The 18849-nt window shown below is 34.6% G+C and carries 16 protein-coding genes and 1 pseudogene; 4 read left to right on the forward strand and 13 right to left on the reverse strand.

From position 1 onward, the window contains the following. Positions 1 to 171: 171 nt before the first annotated feature. From ACP15M_RS03215 to dnaK, 3 genes are all read right to left on the reverse strand, one after another. A complete protein-coding gene (locus ACP15M_RS03215) occupies positions 172 to 972 on the reverse strand; it encodes a hypothetical protein (protein WP_425075731.1) in 801 nt (266 codons plus the stop codon). Positions 973 to 1465: 493 nt separating this feature from the next. Further along, positions 1466 to 2695 carry a class I SAM-dependent rRNA methyltransferase gene (locus tag ACP15M_RS03220; RefSeq protein ID WP_425075732.1) on the reverse strand — a complete coding sequence of 410 codons (1230 nt, stop codon included), beginning with the start codon at positions 2693 to 2695 and terminating at the stop codon, positions 1466 to 1468. Positions 2696 to 3064: 369 nt separating this feature from the next. Further along, positions 3065 to 4972 (reverse strand): molecular chaperone DnaK, encoded by a 1908-nt coding sequence (dnaK, locus tag ACP15M_RS03225; protein ID WP_425075733.1) that lies wholly within the window; start codon positions 4970 to 4972, stop codon positions 3065 to 3067. A 197-nt stretch (positions 4973 to 5169) separates the two neighbouring features. Here dnaK and ACP15M_RS03230 point away from each other — a divergent pair, with 197 nt between their 5' ends. The 3 genes from ACP15M_RS03230 (at position 5170) to ACP15M_RS03240 (ending at position 8256) form a co-directional block, all read left to right on the forward strand. Next, complete coding sequence (locus ACP15M_RS03230) at positions 5170 to 6594, forward strand: L-serine ammonia-lyase (RefSeq protein ID WP_425075734.1); 1425 nt, start codon at positions 5170 to 5172, stop codon at positions 6592 to 6594. A gap of 74 nt (positions 6595 to 6668) precedes the next feature. Next, positions 6669 to 7487, forward strand: coding sequence for a 3-methyl-2-oxobutanoate hydroxymethyltransferase (gene panB, locus ACP15M_RS03235; RefSeq protein WP_425075735.1), 819 nt, complete (start codon positions 6669 to 6671; stop codon positions 7485 to 7487). Between the two features lie 67 nt (positions 7488 to 7554). Next, a complete protein-coding gene (locus ACP15M_RS03240) occupies positions 7555 to 8256 on the forward strand; it encodes an RluA family pseudouridine synthase (RefSeq protein WP_425075736.1) in 702 nt (233 codons plus the stop codon). Here ACP15M_RS03240 and ACP15M_RS03245 read toward each other — a convergent pair. From ACP15M_RS03245 to ACP15M_RS03275, 7 genes and pseudogenes are all read right to left on the reverse strand, one after another. Further along, positions 8253 to 8960 (reverse strand): sensor histidine kinase, encoded by a 708-nt coding sequence (locus ACP15M_RS03245; protein ID WP_425075737.1) that lies wholly within the window; start codon positions 8958 to 8960, stop codon positions 8253 to 8255. The two genes, ACP15M_RS03240 and ACP15M_RS03245, sit on opposite strands and share 4 nt — an antisense overlap. Positions 8961 to 9743: 783 nt before the next feature. Continuing rightward, complete coding sequence (locus ACP15M_RS03250; protein WP_425075738.1) at positions 9744 to 10256, reverse strand: hypothetical protein; 513 nt, start codon at positions 10254 to 10256, stop codon at positions 9744 to 9746. A gap of 89 nt (positions 10257 to 10345) precedes the next feature. Next, positions 10346 to 10603: pseudogene (locus ACP15M_RS03255) on the reverse strand (allophanate hydrolase subunit 2 family protein); the annotation flags it as partial. A gap of 12 nt (positions 10604 to 10615) precedes the next feature. Further along, positions 10616 to 10786: a hypothetical protein gene (locus tag ACP15M_RS03260; protein ID WP_425075739.1), complete on the reverse strand. Its 171-nt coding sequence runs from the start codon at positions 10784 to 10786 to the stop codon at positions 10616 to 10618. 480 nt (positions 10787 to 11266) lie between these two features. Further along, a complete protein-coding gene (locus ACP15M_RS03265) occupies positions 11267 to 12805 on the reverse strand; it encodes a YifB family Mg chelatase-like AAA ATPase (RefSeq protein WP_425075740.1) in 1539 nt (512 codons plus the stop codon). Between the two features lie 71 nt (positions 12806 to 12876). Continuing rightward, positions 12877 to 14346 carry a T9SS type A sorting domain-containing protein gene (locus ACP15M_RS03270; RefSeq protein ID WP_425075741.1) on the reverse strand — a complete coding sequence of 490 codons (1470 nt, stop codon included), beginning with the start codon at positions 14344 to 14346 and terminating at the stop codon, positions 12877 to 12879. Positions 14347 to 14368: 22 nt separating this feature from the next. Continuing rightward, positions 14369 to 14506 carry a hypothetical protein gene (locus tag ACP15M_RS03275; protein WP_425075742.1) on the reverse strand — a complete coding sequence of 46 codons (138 nt, stop codon included), beginning with the start codon at positions 14504 to 14506 and terminating at the stop codon, positions 14369 to 14371. 96 nt (positions 14507 to 14602) lie between these two features. On the opposite strand from ACP15M_RS03275, the gene ACP15M_RS03280 reads away from it, so the two are divergent. Beyond that, on the forward strand, positions 14603 to 14869 hold the full coding sequence (locus tag ACP15M_RS03280; RefSeq protein WP_425075743.1) for a hypothetical protein: 267 nt from the start codon (positions 14603 to 14605) through the stop codon (positions 14867 to 14869). Here ACP15M_RS03280 and ACP15M_RS03285 read toward each other — a convergent pair. Genes ACP15M_RS03285 through tilS form a run of 3 tightly spaced genes read right to left on the reverse strand, consistent with a single transcriptional unit; the run spans position 14866 to position 18760 of the window. Then, positions 14866 to 15831 carry a YheT family hydrolase gene (locus tag ACP15M_RS03285; RefSeq protein WP_425075744.1) on the reverse strand — a complete coding sequence of 322 codons (966 nt, stop codon included), beginning with the start codon at positions 15829 to 15831 and terminating at the stop codon, positions 14866 to 14868. The two genes, ACP15M_RS03280 and ACP15M_RS03285, sit on opposite strands and share 4 nt — an antisense overlap. A gap of 4 nt (positions 15832 to 15835) precedes the next feature. Further along, complete coding sequence (ade, locus tag ACP15M_RS03290; protein ID WP_425075745.1) at positions 15836 to 17458, reverse strand: adenine deaminase; 1623 nt, start codon at positions 17456 to 17458, stop codon at positions 15836 to 15838. A 9-nt stretch (positions 17459 to 17467) separates the two neighbouring features. After that, a complete protein-coding gene (tilS, locus tag ACP15M_RS03295) occupies positions 17468 to 18760 on the reverse strand; it encodes a tRNA lysidine(34) synthetase TilS (RefSeq protein WP_425075746.1) in 1293 nt (430 codons plus the stop codon). Between the last annotated feature and the right edge of the window lie 89 nt (positions 18761 to 18849).

Consider the following 18849-nt stretch of genomic DNA (forward strand, 5'->3'; position numbering starts at 1 on the left):
CGTCATGCCGAACCAGTTTCAGCATCCTATCAAAAACACAAGACAATACAATAAAAAAATTCCCCCTCAGCACAAAACCAAGGAAGAACCCTCACATCTAAAAATCTAAAGATCTAACAAGTCTAAAAATCTAACAAGTCTAAAAATCTAAAGATCTAAAGATTCAGCCACCTAGCCACCAACAGCTATTTTCATCGCATGACCCTGAGCAAGCTCATACAACTCACCATTCACCATTTGGTAAAACACAATACCAGTACCAGCAAAAATAGCACTAGTTACAGGTACAGCGCCAAACGAAGACATATCAACCTCCAAAGACGTATCATTACCAACCATGCCACCAACAGCAATCTCAGCACTATAAGTCACCATACCACGGCCATTAACAACCTCATCAACAGGCTCATAACCCCTAATAGCAGGAACCCATTCATAATTACTCGTATAACCAGCAGCTAATACCAACTTAAAATGCGTAGCTCCTTCAGGCACACGAACATAAGCATCCGTATTAAAATCAGGAATTTCCCATTTCGCAACATGTCGATCCAAATCTATTGTAGGAGCATTTGCAGGTGCATTAAACTGAGTATCAAAAGGCTTATTCAAATTAAAATTAAACCCATTAAGCAAGTCAACATGACTAACAACATCAATAACACGCTCACCACGAACACCCGTTCCATAAGAACAAATATTACGCATAACACTACTCAATCGAGCACTAATATAAGTATCTCCAACAAGCCTTAAAATTCCCGAAAAACTCTCTCGCAAAGCCTTAGCAGTTCGTGCCGAACCACCAAACTCTTGCATATTCTCTCGAGTTCTACGATAAGCAGGATCATTCATAATACGATTCTTACTAACTCGGTTTTTTGTCTTTACAAAAGACTCACCATTCTTTCTATAAAAGGTTAACCCATCCAAGGTACCTTCAAGTTTAATAAAGCTATTGTTCCTAGCCATAATCTTAAAGTTTTATGATTGTTTAAATATTGAAACAATCTGGTTAATATTCAAAAAGCAACAACAGTCACTTTTCACGATAAATGAGGGAAACTATTTATAAGGGAATAAATAAATAGGGTGAGGCTGTACAACCAACATAAGTCTAAAATTTAGCTTCCGGACAACATAAATTTCAAGCCTTACATGCCAAACATAGCAAATAAAAAATAAACCAAATTCGCTTCAAATTAAATGATTATCAATAGATTACACGTTTTATTGAATTTTTTTCAAAACTCAAACCAATAGAGGTAGAATATTTTCTATATTCTCAACACCACCCGAACACGCACTAAGAATATCATAAAAATCAAAAAAATTGAAAAAAAAGCAAATTCATAAGTAAAAAGCATTAATTGCTTAAGCGGGTCATAAGCGAGTCATCCTCGGGTCATAAGCGGGTCATCCTCGGGTCAGTCAAAACAAAAAACCATCAAACATCAAAAACCAATCAATCTAGAAACCTATAATACCCACATTTTAAGTAAGCACCTTCAGTAAAACCAATAGGATGATCAATGTCGTGTTGCGTCTTCTGCTCTATTTTAAACGGTCTGTTACACTGCTGTAACGTTTGTGCATTAATATCATAAAACGCCGTAGCAGTCACTCTAGACGAACAAGATGCTAACACTAGCATGCCTTTTTTAGCCGTAAGCTTTACACCTAGCTCAGCCAACTGTGCATACTTCTTTTTGGCAAGCGCTACTTCAGATTGCTGCTTAGCAAAGCTCGGCGGATCAATAACCACCACATCAAAGGTTTTGCCTTTTGAAATCAATTGCTCAAGCACCTCAAAAGCATCACCAGCTAGAGTCTTATGCATTCCAGAATAACTGTTGAGTTTTCCATTCTGAAGTGCAATCTCTAACGCCTGAGCACTAATATCAACACTAGTAACCTCTTTAGCATCATTAGCCAACGCATGCACCGAAAATCCGCCAGCATACGAAAACACATCTAAAACCGTTTTATCTCTACTTAAGAGTCCCACTTGTCGCCTATTATCACGATGGTCTAAAAAGTAACCCGTTTTATGACCTTTAATCACACTTGCCGAAAAATTAACACCATGTTCAACAAACTGAACCACTTCATTGTCTAATGTTCCATAAACAACTTGTCCGTCGTTAAGCTGATGTGATTTAGAATTTTGAAGACTTCTACTCAATCTAATAACAACAGTTTCACATTCTGAAACCTTAACCAAACTCTCTAAAATGCTGTGCAAGTATGGCAACCATATTTCCGAATAGAGCTTCACCACTAAAACGGAAGCATACACATCGGCAATCAACGATGGGAATCCGTCGTTTTCACCAAACAGTAAGCGATAACTATTGGTATTTGTTTCTAAAAGCGGAAGTCGTTTTTGATACGCCTTTTGAATCTTACTAAGAAAAAAAGCAGCATCAATAGTCACCGATGTCGTGTCACTATAAATCATTTTAATCCGAATAGGTGACGCAGCATCATACAAACCAATGCCAATCATTTTGTTAGCACGCTTCCCGAAGATAATAGCCAAATCTCCTGTTTTAGCATCAGTATTAATTTTAGTAATACTATCTGAAAACACCCAAGGATGGCCTTGCTGTACGTAGTTTTCACCTTTTGCTGTAAGCTTAACGGCCAGGCGTTTGGGTTGGTAGTTAGTGTTTAATTTATCTAAAAAAGGCATACTTGTTTATTAGGTGTCGAAAGTACAAAACTTATCATTAAATCAGTTTTTTTTATCCTTGTCAGTTCGAGTAATTTGCCTAAGCAAATTGTATCGAGAACTTGCTTTTAGTTAAAATACTTCTCGATACGATTTCAAGTTCCTTGAAATCACTCGAAGTGACGCATAATATAAAAAAGCGCAACCCTTTAGGATTGCGCTTTTACAAATGTTAAGTAATTATATTTGAGATTCCTCGACGATGCTCGGAATGACAATTTTATGAGATGCTGAAATTAATTCAGCATGACGTTATTCTCTTGAGCTCCCAAATCAAGTTTGAGATAAGCGAATCACCCAATTCCGATAAATTAGGAATTGGTTCTCTGCTTATTTTACCTCTTCGAAGTCAACGTCTTCTACATCATTACCTTCTGCTTGTCCGTTTTGGCTAGCATCTGGTCCTGGCGCTTCTGCTCCACCTTGCTGTGCTTCGGCTTGAGCTTTATACATCTCTTCTGAAGCGACTTTCCAAGCTTCGTTTATTTTTTCTAAAGCAGGCTCAATAACAGCGATATCTTTAGTTTCGTAAGCTTTTTTCAATTCTTCAAGTGCTGCTTCAATTGGCTGCTTTTTATCATCTGATAATTTATCACCAAACTCTTTTAACTGACTTTCCGTTTGGAAAATCATCGCATCTGCTTGATTCAATTTATCAGCAGTTTCTTTTGCCTTAGCATCTGCTTCAGCATTAGCTTCAGCTTCTTGCTTCATCTTTTGGATTTCTTCTTCTGTCAATCCTGAAGACGCTTCAATTCTAATATCTTGCTTCTTACCAGTGGCTTTATCTTCCGCAGATACTTTAATGATACCATTAGCATCAATATCGAACGTTACTTCAATTTGAGGTGTACCACGACGTGCTGGTGGAATACCATCTAAGTGGAAACGACCAATTGTTTTATTATCTGCTGCCATTGGACGCTCTCCTTGTAATACATGGATTTCTACCGATGGCTGATTATCTGCTGCTGTAGAGAATACTTGCGATTTTTTAGTAGGAATCGTTGTATTTGCTTCAATCAACTTCGTCATTACATTACCCATAGTTTCAATACCAAGAGATAATGGTGTGACGTCTAATAATAAGACATCTTTTACATCACCTGTTAATACACCACCTTGGATACCAGCTCCTAGAGATACAACCTCATCTGGATTTACACCTTTACTTGGTGCTTTTCCGAAGAACTTCTCAACAGCTTCTTGTACCGCAGGAATACGTGTTGATCCACCAACTAGAATCACTTCATCAATATCAGATTTTGATAAACCTGCCGCTTTTAAAGCTGCTTCACATGGTTCGATGGTACGTTTTACTAAATCGTCAATTAATTGCTCAAATTTAGAACGTGTTAATGTACGTACTAAGTGTTTTGGTCCTGAAGCTGTCGCTGTTACATAAGGTAAGTTGATCTCTGTTTGCGCAGACGATGACAACTCAATCTTTGCTTTTTCAGACGCTTCCTTTAAACGTTGTAACGCCATTGGGTCTTTACGTAAATCAATTCCTTCTTCAGCATTGAATTCGTCTGCTAACCAGTTAATGATTTTTTCATCAACATCATCACCACCTAAGTGTGTATCACCATCTGTAGATAGTACTTCAAAAACGCCATCACCTAATTCTAGGATTGACACGTCATGTGTACCACCACCAAAATCGAAAACCACGATTTTTTGATCTTGCCCTTTTTTATCTAAACCGTAAGCTAAAGCTGCTGCAGTAGGTTCGTTGATAATTCTACGAACTTTTAAACCTGCAATCTCACCAGCTTCTTTAGTAGCTTGACGTTGCGAATCGTTAAAGTAAGCTGGTACAGTAATTACTGCTTCACTTACATCTTGACCTAAATAATCTTCAGCTGTTTTCTTCATTTTTTGAAGAATCATTGCTGACAATTCTTGTGGTGTATATAAGCGTCCGTCGATATCAACTCTAGGTGTATCATTATCGCCTTTTACCACTGTATATGGTACACGTTCTGCTTCTTTTTTAGATTCAGAATATTTATTACCCATAAAACGCTTAATAGAATAAACCGTTTTTGTTGGGTTAGTTACTGCTTGTCTTTTAGCTGGATCACCAACTTTAATTTCTCCACCTTCTACAAAGGCGATAACCGAAGGTGTTGTTCTTTTACCTTCAGCGTTTGGGATAACAACTGGTTCGTTACCTTCCATTACAGAAACGCAAGAGTTAGTTGTTCCTAAATCGATTCCAATAATCTTACTCATAATAGTGTATTTGTTTTATAGACTTCTGAATTGTATCAGAAATGTTGTGTTCATTTTTAATTACGATTGGATTATGACAATCTTTATGCCATGACAAAAAATATGACATGATGTCATTTTTAACACTAAACTTTTAGACAAATCGTATCACAATGTTTTAAAACAAACTATATTTGGCACACTAAACGATTATGTACATGGAATGTATTTCTGTTTTTGACATGCTCAAAATTGGTGTTGGTCCTTCGAGTTCACATACATTAGGACCTTGGCGAGCTGCAGAACGTTGGATTAAAGAATTAAAAGACAGCAACACCTTTGATAAGGTTGAAAAAATAACCGTTGACCTCTATGGCTCCTTATCGCTTACAGGTAAAGGTCATGCTACAGATTATGCTGTAATTTTAGGCTTGTTAGGTCATGATCCTGAAACGATTCCTACCGAAGATATTTCAAAACACATAGAACAACTTAAGCAAAGTTGTATTTTGAATTTTAATGGCGAAAAATCTATTGGTTTTAATCCTAAATTAGATATTGTATTCCATAAGACATTTTTAGATTTTCATTCTAACGGATTAACATTCAATGCCATAATACATGGTAAAAAACAATCATCTACCTACTACTCTATTGGTGGTGGATTTGTTGTGCAAGAAGAACGAAAACTTGCTAAAGCTAATAAGATTATCTTTTATTGTACATTTCCGTATCCAATTTCTAATGGTGTAGAATTATTAAAGGCTTGTCACCAACTTAATTTACCAATTTCTGGTGTAGTTTTAGAAAATGAAAAATCGATTCGTGATGAAGCCTCTATAAATTCAGAATTACAACGCATTTGGAATACGATGTTAGACTGCATGTATATAGGTTGCCATACTGAAGGTTATCTTCCTGGTGGTTTAAATGTAAGACGAAGAGCTTATGACATGCACCAAAGCTTAAAAGGGAGTGCTCCATATACAACACCAATTGAATGGCTTAACGCTATTAGAAACACCGAAGTAAAGTTTCGACAAATTCTTAAATGGGTCAGTTGTTTTGCTTTGGCTGTTAATGAGGTTAATGCTTCATTAGGTCGCGTGGTTACTGCACCTACTAATGGAAGTGCTGGTGTAATTCCAGCCGTCTTAATGTATTACTTAGTTATTGAAAATCACGATGGTAATTTTGACGACATTAAACGCTTTTTGTTAGTCGCTGGAGAAATCGGAAGCATCTTTAAAAAAGGCGCAACCATTAGTGCTGCAATGGGTGGGTGTCAAGCAGAAATCGGTGTCTCTTCTGCTATGGCAGCTGGAGCCTTGTGTGAACTTTCAGGTGGATCACCAGAACAGGTTTTAGTTGCTGCCGAAATAGCCATGGAGCATCATTTAGGCTTGACCTGCGATCCTATTGGTGGATTGGTTCAAATACCCTGTATAGAACGCAATGCCATGGGAGCAATTAAAGCCATTAACGCTTGTGAATTAGCACTAGACACAGATCCAAACAATGTAAAAGTGCCATTGGATAAAGTCGTGAACACCATGTGGGAAACCGCAAAAGACATGAATACTAAATACAAAGAAACTTCTGAAGGAGGATTAGCAGTTGGTGTACATTTAAGCGACTGTTAAGCCTTCAAATTAATTTACATAACAAACATTATCATTTAATATTTTTATTTTTACATCATAAATCCATTGCACTTATGTCAACCGCAAAAAAAGAATACAAACGAATTACCGTAAAATCTCTAGTAGATATGAAATCTAGAGGCGAAAAAATCTCAATGCTAACAGCTTACGATTACACAATGGCTAAAATTGTAGACGAAGCTGGAATTGATGTGATTTTAGTTGGTGATTCGGCTAGTAATGTTATGGCAGGTCATGAAACCACTTTACCAATTACTTTAGATCAAATGATTTATCATGCATCTTCTGTAGTAAGAGCTATAGATAGAGCTTTAGTGGTTGTAGATTTACCTTTTGGAAGTTATCAAAGTGATCCCAAAGAAGCTTTACGTTCTGCTATTAGAATTATGAAAGAATCTGGTGGTCATGCCGTAAAAATGGAAGGCGGAAAAGAAGTCAAAGAATCTATTAAACGTATTTTGAACGCTGGAATTCCTGTAATGGGACATTTAGGCTTAACACCACAGTCTATTTATAAATTTGGAACCTACACTGTAAGAGCCAAAGAAGAAGCTGAAGCACAACGCTTAAAAGAAGACGCCTTAATGCTAGAAAAAGCAGGTTGCTTTGGCATTGTACTTGAAAAAATACCAGCAAAGTTAGCTCAGGAAGTTGCTGAAAGTGTTTCGATACCTGTTATTGGAATTGGAGCTGGTGCAGGAGTTGATGGACAAGTATTAGTGCTTCACGATATGATTGGTATGACCCATGAATTCAATCCGCGTTTTTTACGTCGCTATATGAATTTATATGAAGAAATGACTGAGGCCATTGGTCAATATGTTAGTGATGTAAAGTCGGTTGATTTTCCAAATGAGAAAGAGCAGTATTAGGTTAGACTTGTTAGCTGTTAGCTGTTAGCTGTTAGCTGTTAGCTGTTAGTGAAAATTCATAAAACTTGTGTCAAAAAAAATTCTTTCAAACAAAAACAACCTTCAAGTACTTTACGAAGACAATCACATTATTATTGTAAATAAACGTGCTGGTGATATTGTTCAAGGTGATAAAACTGGTGATAAGCCTTTAAGTGACGTTGTTAAAGACTATCTCAAGAACAAATACAGCAAACCTGGCAATGTATATTTAGGTGTTGTGCATCGTTTAGATAGACCAACAACTGGAATCGTGTTGTTTTCTAAAACTAGTAAAGCATTACCTCGACTCAATAAACTCTTTTCAGAAAAAAAAGCCACTAAAACCTATTGGGCAATAGTTAAGCAATCACCTAAGTCTCAAAAAGGAACTTTAACTAACTGGCTTAAAAAAAATCCGAAGAACAACAAATCAACTGCTTATTCAAAAGAAATTAGTGGCAGTAAAAAAGCCATTCTTCATTATAGTATTAAACAAGTTTTAGATAATTATACATTATTGGAAATTGAATTAGAAACTGGAAGACACCACCAAATTAGGTGTCAGTTAGCCAATATTGGTTCACCTATAAAAGGGGATTTAAAATACGGATTTGATCGCAGCAATAAAGATGCAAGCATTAGTTTACATGCTAGACGTTTGCAATTCACACACCCAGTCTCTAAAGACCAAATTGATATTACTGCACCTTTACCAAATGATGCTATATGGAATGCTTGTAAGATTTAATAAGGATATTTTATTTTTAATGTTACACCTTCGTTAGGCTTTGACACTAAACTGAAAGTCGCATTAATTAACTCTGCTCTACTTTTCATATTGATTAATCCAGATCCTTTTTCAGACGTTTCCATATCAAAACCAACACCATTATCTGAAGCAGTTATTATTAGTTGAGACTCTTGGTAATTTAAACTCACATCAATATTTTCAGCTTCAGAATACTTTACAGAATTTGAAAAGAACTCTTGTAATATTCTAAACAATATAAGTTCATGCTTTTTATCTTGAATCTCTTTTTGACTGCCATTTATTTGTAATTGAGCAGATTCAAACTTCATGCGTTTTAGTCGATTTAATTCGTTAGAAATCGATTCCTCAAAGCCTAGATTTAACAAGACTTCATTATTAAGAGATTTTGATAACGAACGTACTTCTTTAAGGCTCTCTTTAACGCTTTCTGAAGCTTCATCCATTTTATTTTTAAGTTCTTCTGGCGCTTTAGACATGACCATTTTTAATTGCATGTTCGCATAAATCAATAACTGACCAACATTATCATGAAGTTCCCAGCCTACATGCTTTAAAGTTTGCTCTTGAATTTCGGTTTGAGTTCTAGAAATTTCTTCATCAAATCGCTTCTGTTGTTCTATCTGTTCTAATAATAGTTTATGCTTTCTTTTCTGAAAGGTTACAAAAAATAGAATTATCATAACACATAACAACAATAATGCAAAAATAACATAACCTATTAAAACTATTTCCTCCTTATTTATTGTTTGCTCCTTTTGAGTGAGTACCAAAAACCGAATGTAATACATGAATACGTAAAAATGTTAATATATAACAATAGCAATGTTCTGAAATTTACAAATTCTGTATTAAAAGGCAATAAATAACCATGATAAATGAATAAAGGTGTTGCGCATAAATGCCATAATAACAACGCTACGCTAATATAAAAAGATGGTAATTTATAATACTGTAAAATAAAATCAGAGCTCATCAACTCTTTAAAGTATAAAATAATAAAAATAGATATAATTACTGATCCCAAGATATTATCATATGGCAAACCAATTACAAAAAATGCATCGGTAAATACATAATAGCATATAGAAAACACACTATAAGTAATAATAATAAATCTTATAATTAGCTTTGAAGTTGTATTAGTTATCAAATCTGAATAAAAAACACCTAAGAATCCTATAGTAAGAAAATTATATATGTTATAGATCCAAATATTTTGGCAGAACACACTATTTTTCCAAGCTATAAACCAACTATAGTCATAGTTATCTTGAAGTAAATGTTTATAGTAACCTAATATTTCTACCACAACTGTTATCCATAAAAAAACAACAAAAACTTTTAACTTCTGATTTTTTGTGTGCTTTAAATAAATAGATCCTAAAATCGCAGCAAATACTTCTAAAAACTTTGTAATAAAAGACCTATTCTCATAAAGAAATTCATTCACCTTAATAGTTTATTTACTGAGGATAATTAGCTCCAGGAGGATCTCCTTCTCCTCCATGATTTAAACCATTACCTCCTTGAAGGTCATTACTTTTCCCTTTTTGCATTGACAACATATTGCCTTCAGATTTATTTTCATAACCTGTAGGTACTAGTAAAAATGTAGAATATCCTGGTCGTTCTTTCAATTGAGGATGTGCTCCTGGATAAATTCTGATTCCATCCATAGTGTATCCCATTTCACTTGCCTGTTGTTCAGCTAAAGCAAGAAAATTTTTCAAATCTTCAAGAGCATACCAAGACGACCTATTGTCTCCTCCCTCAACACCCGCAAATACAGAGTCGTTTATGGCTTGGTATCTTGGGTTATACGCTTCGGTTAATGTTTTAATTTCTGTTGGCTTAATAATGCCTTTTGGAACTGGTATTTCTTTCACAGGGTCATCATTTTTATCGTTACAACAATAAAAATACATCGCTAGAGCTCCTAAAACAAATCCTAGAATTAGTAATACTAACTTTTTCATAATTTGGCTGGTTTAAATTAATTAATCAGTCTAATGTATTGAAAATCTTAACATAAAACCAAAAAAACATCTTTTTTTGAAGTTTTTTCTTACTCATCAACACATTTCAACCTAAATTTATCACCAAAAATCTTTTGTGATAGCAGATTTATGGAATTTCCAGATAGCTGAAAAATTCTCGAATAGCCTCCTGTAACTTGACTGTCTTGCATTAAAATCATTAACTTCCCTAAAGGTGTCAATTGAATTGTTCCAGGCAAAACCAATAATGTGATTATTGATTCTAATCTATTTTCAACTGCTTCTTCAACTTGATATGCCATTCTATTACTATCCTTAGAAATGGTAAACTCGGTAGATCATATTTTGTTTTGTTTAGATTTAGATAGCGCATTACATTCAATTCCTTTAAACACTTCAAGGTTTAGAGTATTAAAATGAAAATCATTAGCTTTTATTGAAGCAGATACTCGTGCATTAAAGTTATATTCTTTAATTGTTAGCACTTCGAGCATATCGTCTTTCTTCAACCATGAACATATTCGCTTTCTATGGTGTAAATTCCTTCTTGTATTGCTTTAGATATATCTGCATGCATTTTTAATATTACAGGAATCTTCCAATACCTAAAAGCACGATTTTTTTCACTTACTCTTTCGGAACAATGTGCTTTCAATACTAAAAATTCATCATTGATTTTATCAATACTATGCTTTCAAGACATTAATATTGAGACATATAAATAATTCATTTAAAGTATTTATTTAACACAAAATCTATAAGATGATTTTTAAAATTTAAGACATCTTCTAAAATTTCTTTGTCAATTATCTGAGGACATTACACCAAACGATTGGCTTGTTCTAGATTTAAAGTTGGAATTGAAGTTTGTGGTATTTCAACTAAACTCGATGGTTTTTTTGTTGTTCAGAAGAACTGTACATCAACACAAAAATCGCAAAACTGAGTACGTAAACATTTTCATGTTATAAACTTAAACATGTTTAGAATTAACCCAACCAACCTTCGCGATCCATGCTTCTATACTGAATGGCTTCTGAAATATGATTCCCTTGAATATGTTCTGAAGCTTCCAAATCAGCAATTGTTCTCGATACTTTTAGAATCCGATCATAAGCTCTAGCCGAAAGATTTAAACGCTCCATTGCATTTTTTAGAAGCTCTAAGGAATCCTTATCCAATTTACAATACTTACGAATTTGCTTGGTCGTCATTTGCGCATTGTAATGCACATTCTCTGAAGTTCCAAAGCGCTTCGTTTGAAGCTTCCGAGCTGCTGTCACGCGCTTTCTTATGTCGACTGAAGACTCACCTTTACGATCATCAGATAGTTTATCAAAAGGCACAGGAGTGACTTCAATATGAATATCGATACGATCTAACAAAGGCCCAGAAATCTTACTCAAATAGCGTTGCATTTCAGCTGGAGAAGATGTTGCAGGCGCATTAGGATCATTGAAATAACCACTCGGACTCGGATTCATACTAGCCACTAACATAAATGATGAAGGATAGGTTACTGTAAATCTCGCTCTAGAAATCGTCACTTCACGATCTTCTAAGGGTTGACGCATCACTTCCAGCACTTCGCGTTTAAATTCTGGTAACTCATCTAAAAACAACACGCCATTATGCGATAATGAAATTTCTCCAGGTTGCGGATAACTTCCGCCTCCAACCAAGGCCACATTTGATATCGTGTGATGCGGACTTCTAAATGGTCGTTGCGCCATGATTCCTGTATGCGCTTTAACACGACCAACTACCGAATGAATTTTTGTAGTTTCTAAGGCTTCATCTAAAGTCATAGGCGGCAAAATACTTGGCAATCGTTTAGCTAACATAGTCTTGCCAGCTCCTGGAGGTCCAATCAAGATAATGTTATGTCCACCAGCAGCTGCAATTTCCATACAACGCTTGATACTTTCTTGACCTTTAACATCGCTAAAATCAAACTCAGGAAAGTCTAAGTTTTTGTAGAATTCCTCTTTGGTATTGATAATCGTTTTCGGAATTAATTCGCCTTTATCAAAATGATAAATCACGTCTTTAATATTCTCAACACCAAAAACTTCTAATCCATCAACAATAGCAGCTTCTTTTGCATTTTGCTTCGGAAGAATAAATCCTTTAAAACCTTCCTCTTTCGCCTTAACAGCAATAGGCAAAGCGCCTTTTATAGGTTGCAAGTTTCCATCTAAAGACAATTCTCCCATAATGAGATAGTCTTCTAAATGTTCAGCTTTAATTTGATTCGTAGCTACTAAAATCCCAATTGCCAAAGTCAGATCATAAGCCGAACCTTCCTTACGCAAATCGGCAGGCGACATATTGATAATAATCTTTTTTCCTGGAATTTTATAACCATTATTTTGAAGTGCTGCGGCAATTCTGAAATTACTTTCTTTAATCGCATTGTCTGGCAAACCCACCAAATGATAACCAATTCCTGTATCAACATTAACTTCGACAGCTATTGTGGTGGCTTCAACACCAAAAACTGCACTACCATAAACTTTTTTGAGCATTTGAAGAATATTTACTCAAATATAGATAATATTCTATCAATTATAGAATTTAAAAAATAGTAAACATTGATTTAATTTTTCACAAATCGAATCACTTGCCCTTTACTATCAGCTTGAATTTTCAAGAAATAGATACCATTAGATAGGTTTTCGACATCTAAATTTACATTTTGGCTCGCTTCTAGATTATCAAAAGTTTTTAAAATTCTTCCGTTGATATCAACAATACTAATGTCATGAATATCAACGTTACTCTGAATCGTTAGTTTAGAATTTGTTGGATTAGGAAATACTGTGAATGTATTATCTTCAAATTCAGAAACCGAAAGTACATCTGTAATATCATACACTTGAGCAAAACCAGCATAACTAGCATTATTATCGTTACTTGGATCACCAACAACAACTTTTGTTCCATCGGTTGTTAGGTCAACTACCCAACCAAATTCATCATTTCCGTTCACACCTGTTAAAGGATTTCCAATCTGATTCCAATTATCGTTAGCAAATCTATAGAGCTTCATATAATTAGCTTGAGGTGCTCCAACAGCTAAAATGCTTCCATCTCCAGACAAATCAATAGACCAACCAAAACGCTGAAAGCCTCCATCACCTTGAAGAGCTAGACCTAAAGGCTGCCAAGAATTAGCATTCAATTCAAACACCTCAACTTCGCCAGAATTATTACCGTTATCATCATTTCCCCAACTACCAATAGCAATTCTGGTTCCATCATCAGAAATTGCAGAGGACGCTCCAAAAAAGATACTCGGAACATCTCCTGTAAGTGTAGCACCAACTTGAGTCCAAGTAGAATTATCAAAAGCATAGACTTTAGCATAACCTACTCTAGTTGTACCATCTTCATTAATCCAAGCACCACAAATCACATGATTTCCGTCACCAGACATATCTACAGACATTCCAAAAACATCATTTGAGGTATCGCCTTCAACTTCAAAAGATAAATTCCACTGACTGCCATCATAATCAAAAATCTTTAAAGCACCTGTATCGCTTCCGTTTGTGGCACTGTCAAAATAAGGTGCGCCAACAGTAATTCGGTTACCATCATTAGAAATAGTGACATTTGTACCAAATTCGTGAAAACCATCACTACCATATAAGGTACTTCCTTTTTGAATCCAATCATTTCCATCAAATCCAAATACTTGAACACTTCCTTCAGTAACTTCAAACGTGTCACTATACTGAATTCCGATAACAATTGTTAATCCGTCGTCAGTAATATCAACTGAACGTCCTGCGTTATCACTTTCTGCATAAGCATCAAACGTACTTCCTAATTGTACCCAATCTGTACCATCAAACTGAAACACCTTTATTTGACCAGAACTATCGCCATTTATAGAGCTATTTGGTGCTCCTACAACAATTGTTTGTCCGTCACCAGATGTCGCGACCGACCAACCTAAAGCATTGTAAATTGCAAGTCCATTAATATCGCTACCTAATTGCGTTTGAGCTGTTATTGACATTGAAACTAATAAGATTAAAGAAAAGACGAAAAAGTGTTTCATTATAATTCATTTTTGTTCAAATCTATGGCTTTAGTTGTTGACTAACAAACTCTAAAGCACGCATTTCATTATAGTAGATATTATTCTCTTGAATAACCCTTACACGCACACCATTTTTCATGTTTTCGAACATCGTAATTGAAGCTTCTGCATCTAACATAACTGACTGAAAACTTACCGTTCGTCGAATAAATAATACATTTTATAGATAAAATGAAAAATAATTCTATGTTTGTCATCCCAAATTTAACCTACTATGAAAAAATTACTACAATCAAACCTATTGTTGTTTACAATATCGTGTTTGCTGTTTTTTAGCTGTACAACCGAATCAGATGAAACTGAAACAGCTTGCGAATGTGAAGAAATCACTTGCATCGAAGAAAAATACGTAGAAAACGGCATCTGGTTATTAAATAGAATTGAGACCAATCGTGTTGCTGTAGAATGCCAAGATGAAACCGACTTTATTAGAACTGGTAATGGCACTGAAGCAAGAAGCATACAATGTAATAATAACTAATCTTGCACTGTAGCTTTAACAAACTCTAAAGCACGCTTTTCGTTATAGTAGATATTATTCTTTTGAATAAATCCTACGTGACCACCAAATTTTGGCATTTCTAAATGTAGATTATCATTCTGTTTTGCTTCTTTTACTGGAAAGCATTCAGCAGACAAAAACGAATCATTTAACGCATTTATTAGTAATGTTGGAACTGTTATGTTTTTTAAGAATTGCAAGCTACTTGATTGTTCGTAATAGTCTAAAGCATCTTTAAATCCATGAGCTTTAGATGTATAAACCTCATCAAAATCTCTTAAAGTTTTTATTGAATTAATTTCTGTAACCGTAATATTATCAGGGAATTGATTGATTTTTATTTTCAACTTATTTACGAGGTGATTTTTAAATCGAATTGCAAAAGCTTTGTTTTTAAATTTATGCAATTCTTTTGAAGCACTAGCTAAATGAACAGGAACTGAAATCGCTATTGCAGCTTTAATCTCAGACGGAATTTCTCGGTGTTCACCTAAGTATTTTAAAGTAATATTTCCACCTAAACTAATGCCTTTAATGTAAATTTTTGAATAGCCTTTTTGAATACAATGTTGTACCACATCATCTAAATCGTTTGTAGCTCCAGAATGGTAACTGTGATAAAAACGATTATCCTCTCCACTACAACCTCTAAAGTTCACACAAACCGCATCTACTCCATTTCGATTAAATAGTTTAGCAGCTCCAGTAACATATGGTCGCTGAGCATGACCTTCAAGTCCATGAAGTAAAATAATTACAGCATCAGATTTACTTTCTGCATAACTCCAATCAAGATCTAAAAAGTCATTATCTCTAGTATTTATGCGTTCACGTTGTTGCTCTAACCCTTTTATTTTTCTAACTAAACCTGAATAGACTGTAGCAACAAATCCGTTTTTAAATTGAAAAGGAGGTTTGTAGGTTGATTCTAATATTGGCATTTTATTAATTAACCGTTAAGGACGTAAATTCAAAAACATTTCCGTTAAACAACCCTTTATCACTTAACTTTAATGATGGAATTACCAGTAATGCCATAAACGACAAGGTCATATAAGGCGCATTAAGCGTACTACCAAGTTGTTTAGCCATTTTATCAAGCTCTGCATACTGTTTCCCAATAGTTTCTCCATCTTTATCGCTCATAATTCCTGCTACTGGAAGTGGAACAATTTTTTCTTCGGAAGAGGATACTGCACAAATTCCGCCTTTATGTTCAACAATTAAATTTACAGCTTTACAAATCGCTTCATCTGAAACTCCAACAGCAATGATATTATGTGAATCATGACCAACTGAAGATGCAATGGCACCTTCTTTAAGTCCGAAATTTTTAATAAACGCAATAGCTGGTTTATCATTTTGATAACGATTAACAACAGTCATTTTTAAAACATCAGTATCGATGTTTGACACCAAGTTTCCATCTTGAATCGTGACATCTTCAATAAGCTCATTAGTAACCAACTGACTTTCAAGCGCTTCAATAACTCGTATTTGCTTTGCTTCAGCAGAAAGTTTAAAATCTAAAACTTCTTTCTTACTAGTATTAAAGTTATTTAGGTTTTCAAAAGCTATTGACTTCAATTTAGAGATTCCGTTTTCGCTTACTATTTCACCATTGATATAGGTTTGTAAAACCTTGAAGTCTTTTAAATTTTCTACCACAATACAATCTGCATCATCTTCAACTCGTAACAAGCCAACATCAAGATTATAGTGCTCAACAGGATTGATACATGCTGCCTGCAACACTTTAAACACGTCGATTCCTTTAGCAACTGCTCGAGCACATAATTTATTGATATGACCTACAATTAAGTCGTCTGGATGCTTATCATCACTACAAAACATCATATTTTCAAAATATTCAGGAAGCAAATCGATTAAAGCTTCAAAGTTTTTTGCTGCACTACCTTCACGAATTAAAACTTTCATGCCTTTTTGAAGCTTCTCTAAGCCTTCTTCATAAGTAAAACATTCGTGGTCAGTAGACATTCCTGCAGCTATATATTTTGTAATATCATCACCAACAACTCCAGGTGCATGACCATCAATTGGTTTGTTATAATGTTTTGCCCAAGCGATTTTTTTCAACACCTCTTCATCGTCAAACAAAACTCCAGGATAATTCATCATTTCTGCCAAATACTTAATCTCAGGTCTTGACATTAATTCCTTGATAGCTTCAGCATTAATAACAGCTCCAGCCGATTCAAACGATGTTGCTGGCACGCAAGAAGGTGCTCCAAAATTAAATTTAAATGGTGTTTGCTTTCCATTTTCAATCATAAAATCAACGCCTTCTACTCCAAGCACATTGGCAATTTCATGAGGATCGGAAACGGTTGCTATTGTACCATGATTGACTGCAATTTTAGCAAACTCACTTGGTACCAACATTGAGCTTTCAATATGAATGTGCGCATCGACAAAACCAGGTAAAATGAAGTGATTTACATTATGATCTTTTTCTTCAATAGATTTAATTTTACCTTTTTCAATAAGAATTTCGCCTTTATAAATGCGACGATTTTTGATGTCTACAATTTGTCCTTTTAATATCATAAATAGGTCTTAAGACTTCTCAGCTACGCTCGAAGTGACAGTTAATTGAATTTTTAAAATATTAGTTGTGTTTTCAGTAACTTTAAAACGATTATCTGCTCGTCTTGCAATTACCCAAACAATTTTGTCTTCAGAAGTCAGCAACCACACATTTTCTTTGTCAACTAACGATAGTTTTTCATCTTTAAAATATTTGCTGAGTTTTTTCTTGCCTTGCATTCCGAAAGGATAAAACACATCGCCTTTTTCCCATTTTCGAAGCTGCAAAGGGAATTGCAACTGGTCTTTATCTATATAAATTATAGTTTTCGAATGTTCTTCAATTGCTTTAACTACTTCAAAATTTAAAGTACCAAATGGTGTTTTAGTTACTTTATCATTTTCATTAATAATAAAAAAAGATGCTTCAGATGTACTTCCTTCTGAAGGACATCTATTGGTTAAAATCAAGTAATCTCTATCTTTAAGCAATCGATGCGATTTGGACAAGACTTGTTTACCAGATTGAGCTTTAAGAAGGTTTACGACATCATTCCACTCTGTGAATCCGTAATCTTTAAACACTTCAAACAGATATGCTTTTGGGTTACTGACTTTATTAAATTCTGAAATTTTAAATGTCACTTGAGTTGTGTTGTCAGCTTCGATTACATGTTCTAAAAATTCATTCAAATGTTCTGCCACAATCGTTTCAGTTTCCTTAAGATTAGAAATTGTTGTATTGAAATTTGACAACAATTCTGGAGTCATATCTTTGAGTTGCGGAATGATATGATGTCTAAGTTTATTTCTTAAATAATCATCTGAAGCATTACTACTATCTTCTCGCCATTGCAAATCATTTTGTTGTGCATAATCTTCGAGTTGTGTTCTAGAAAATGGCAATAATGGTCTGACGATATTATCATTAATTTCTGGAATACCTGTTAAGCCTGTTAAACCAGAACCTCTAGTAAGGTTAATTAAAAACGTTTCAAGATTATCATCGGCATGATGTGCTGTTAAGATATAATCGAAGTTAAAGCTTTTAGCGAGTTCAAAAAACCAATTGTAACGCAATTCGCGAGCAGCCATTTGGATGGATAACTTTTCAGTTTCAGCAAACGTTTTTGTATCAAAATGCTCTATAAAAACTTCTAAACCCAATTGTTCGGCTAAATCAACTACAAATTGTTCATCTACATCACTTTCATTTGCACGTAACTTAAAATTACAATGTGCGAGTGTAATATCTAGATTTAACTTTGAACATAAATGCGTTAATACCACACTATCTAATCCACCAGAAATAGTAATAAGCAACTTACCTTTGTTTAGAAAAGGGAAATTATTAGTTATATGTTGTTTGTATAGAGTTAGCACTTGTGTTAGATCATTAGATGGTTAGATGG

The sequence above is a fragment of the Psychroserpens sp. S379A genome (assembly GCF_049800755.1).
Taxonomy (GTDB): Bacteria; Bacteroidota; Bacteroidia; order Flavobacteriales; family Flavobacteriaceae; genus Psychroserpens.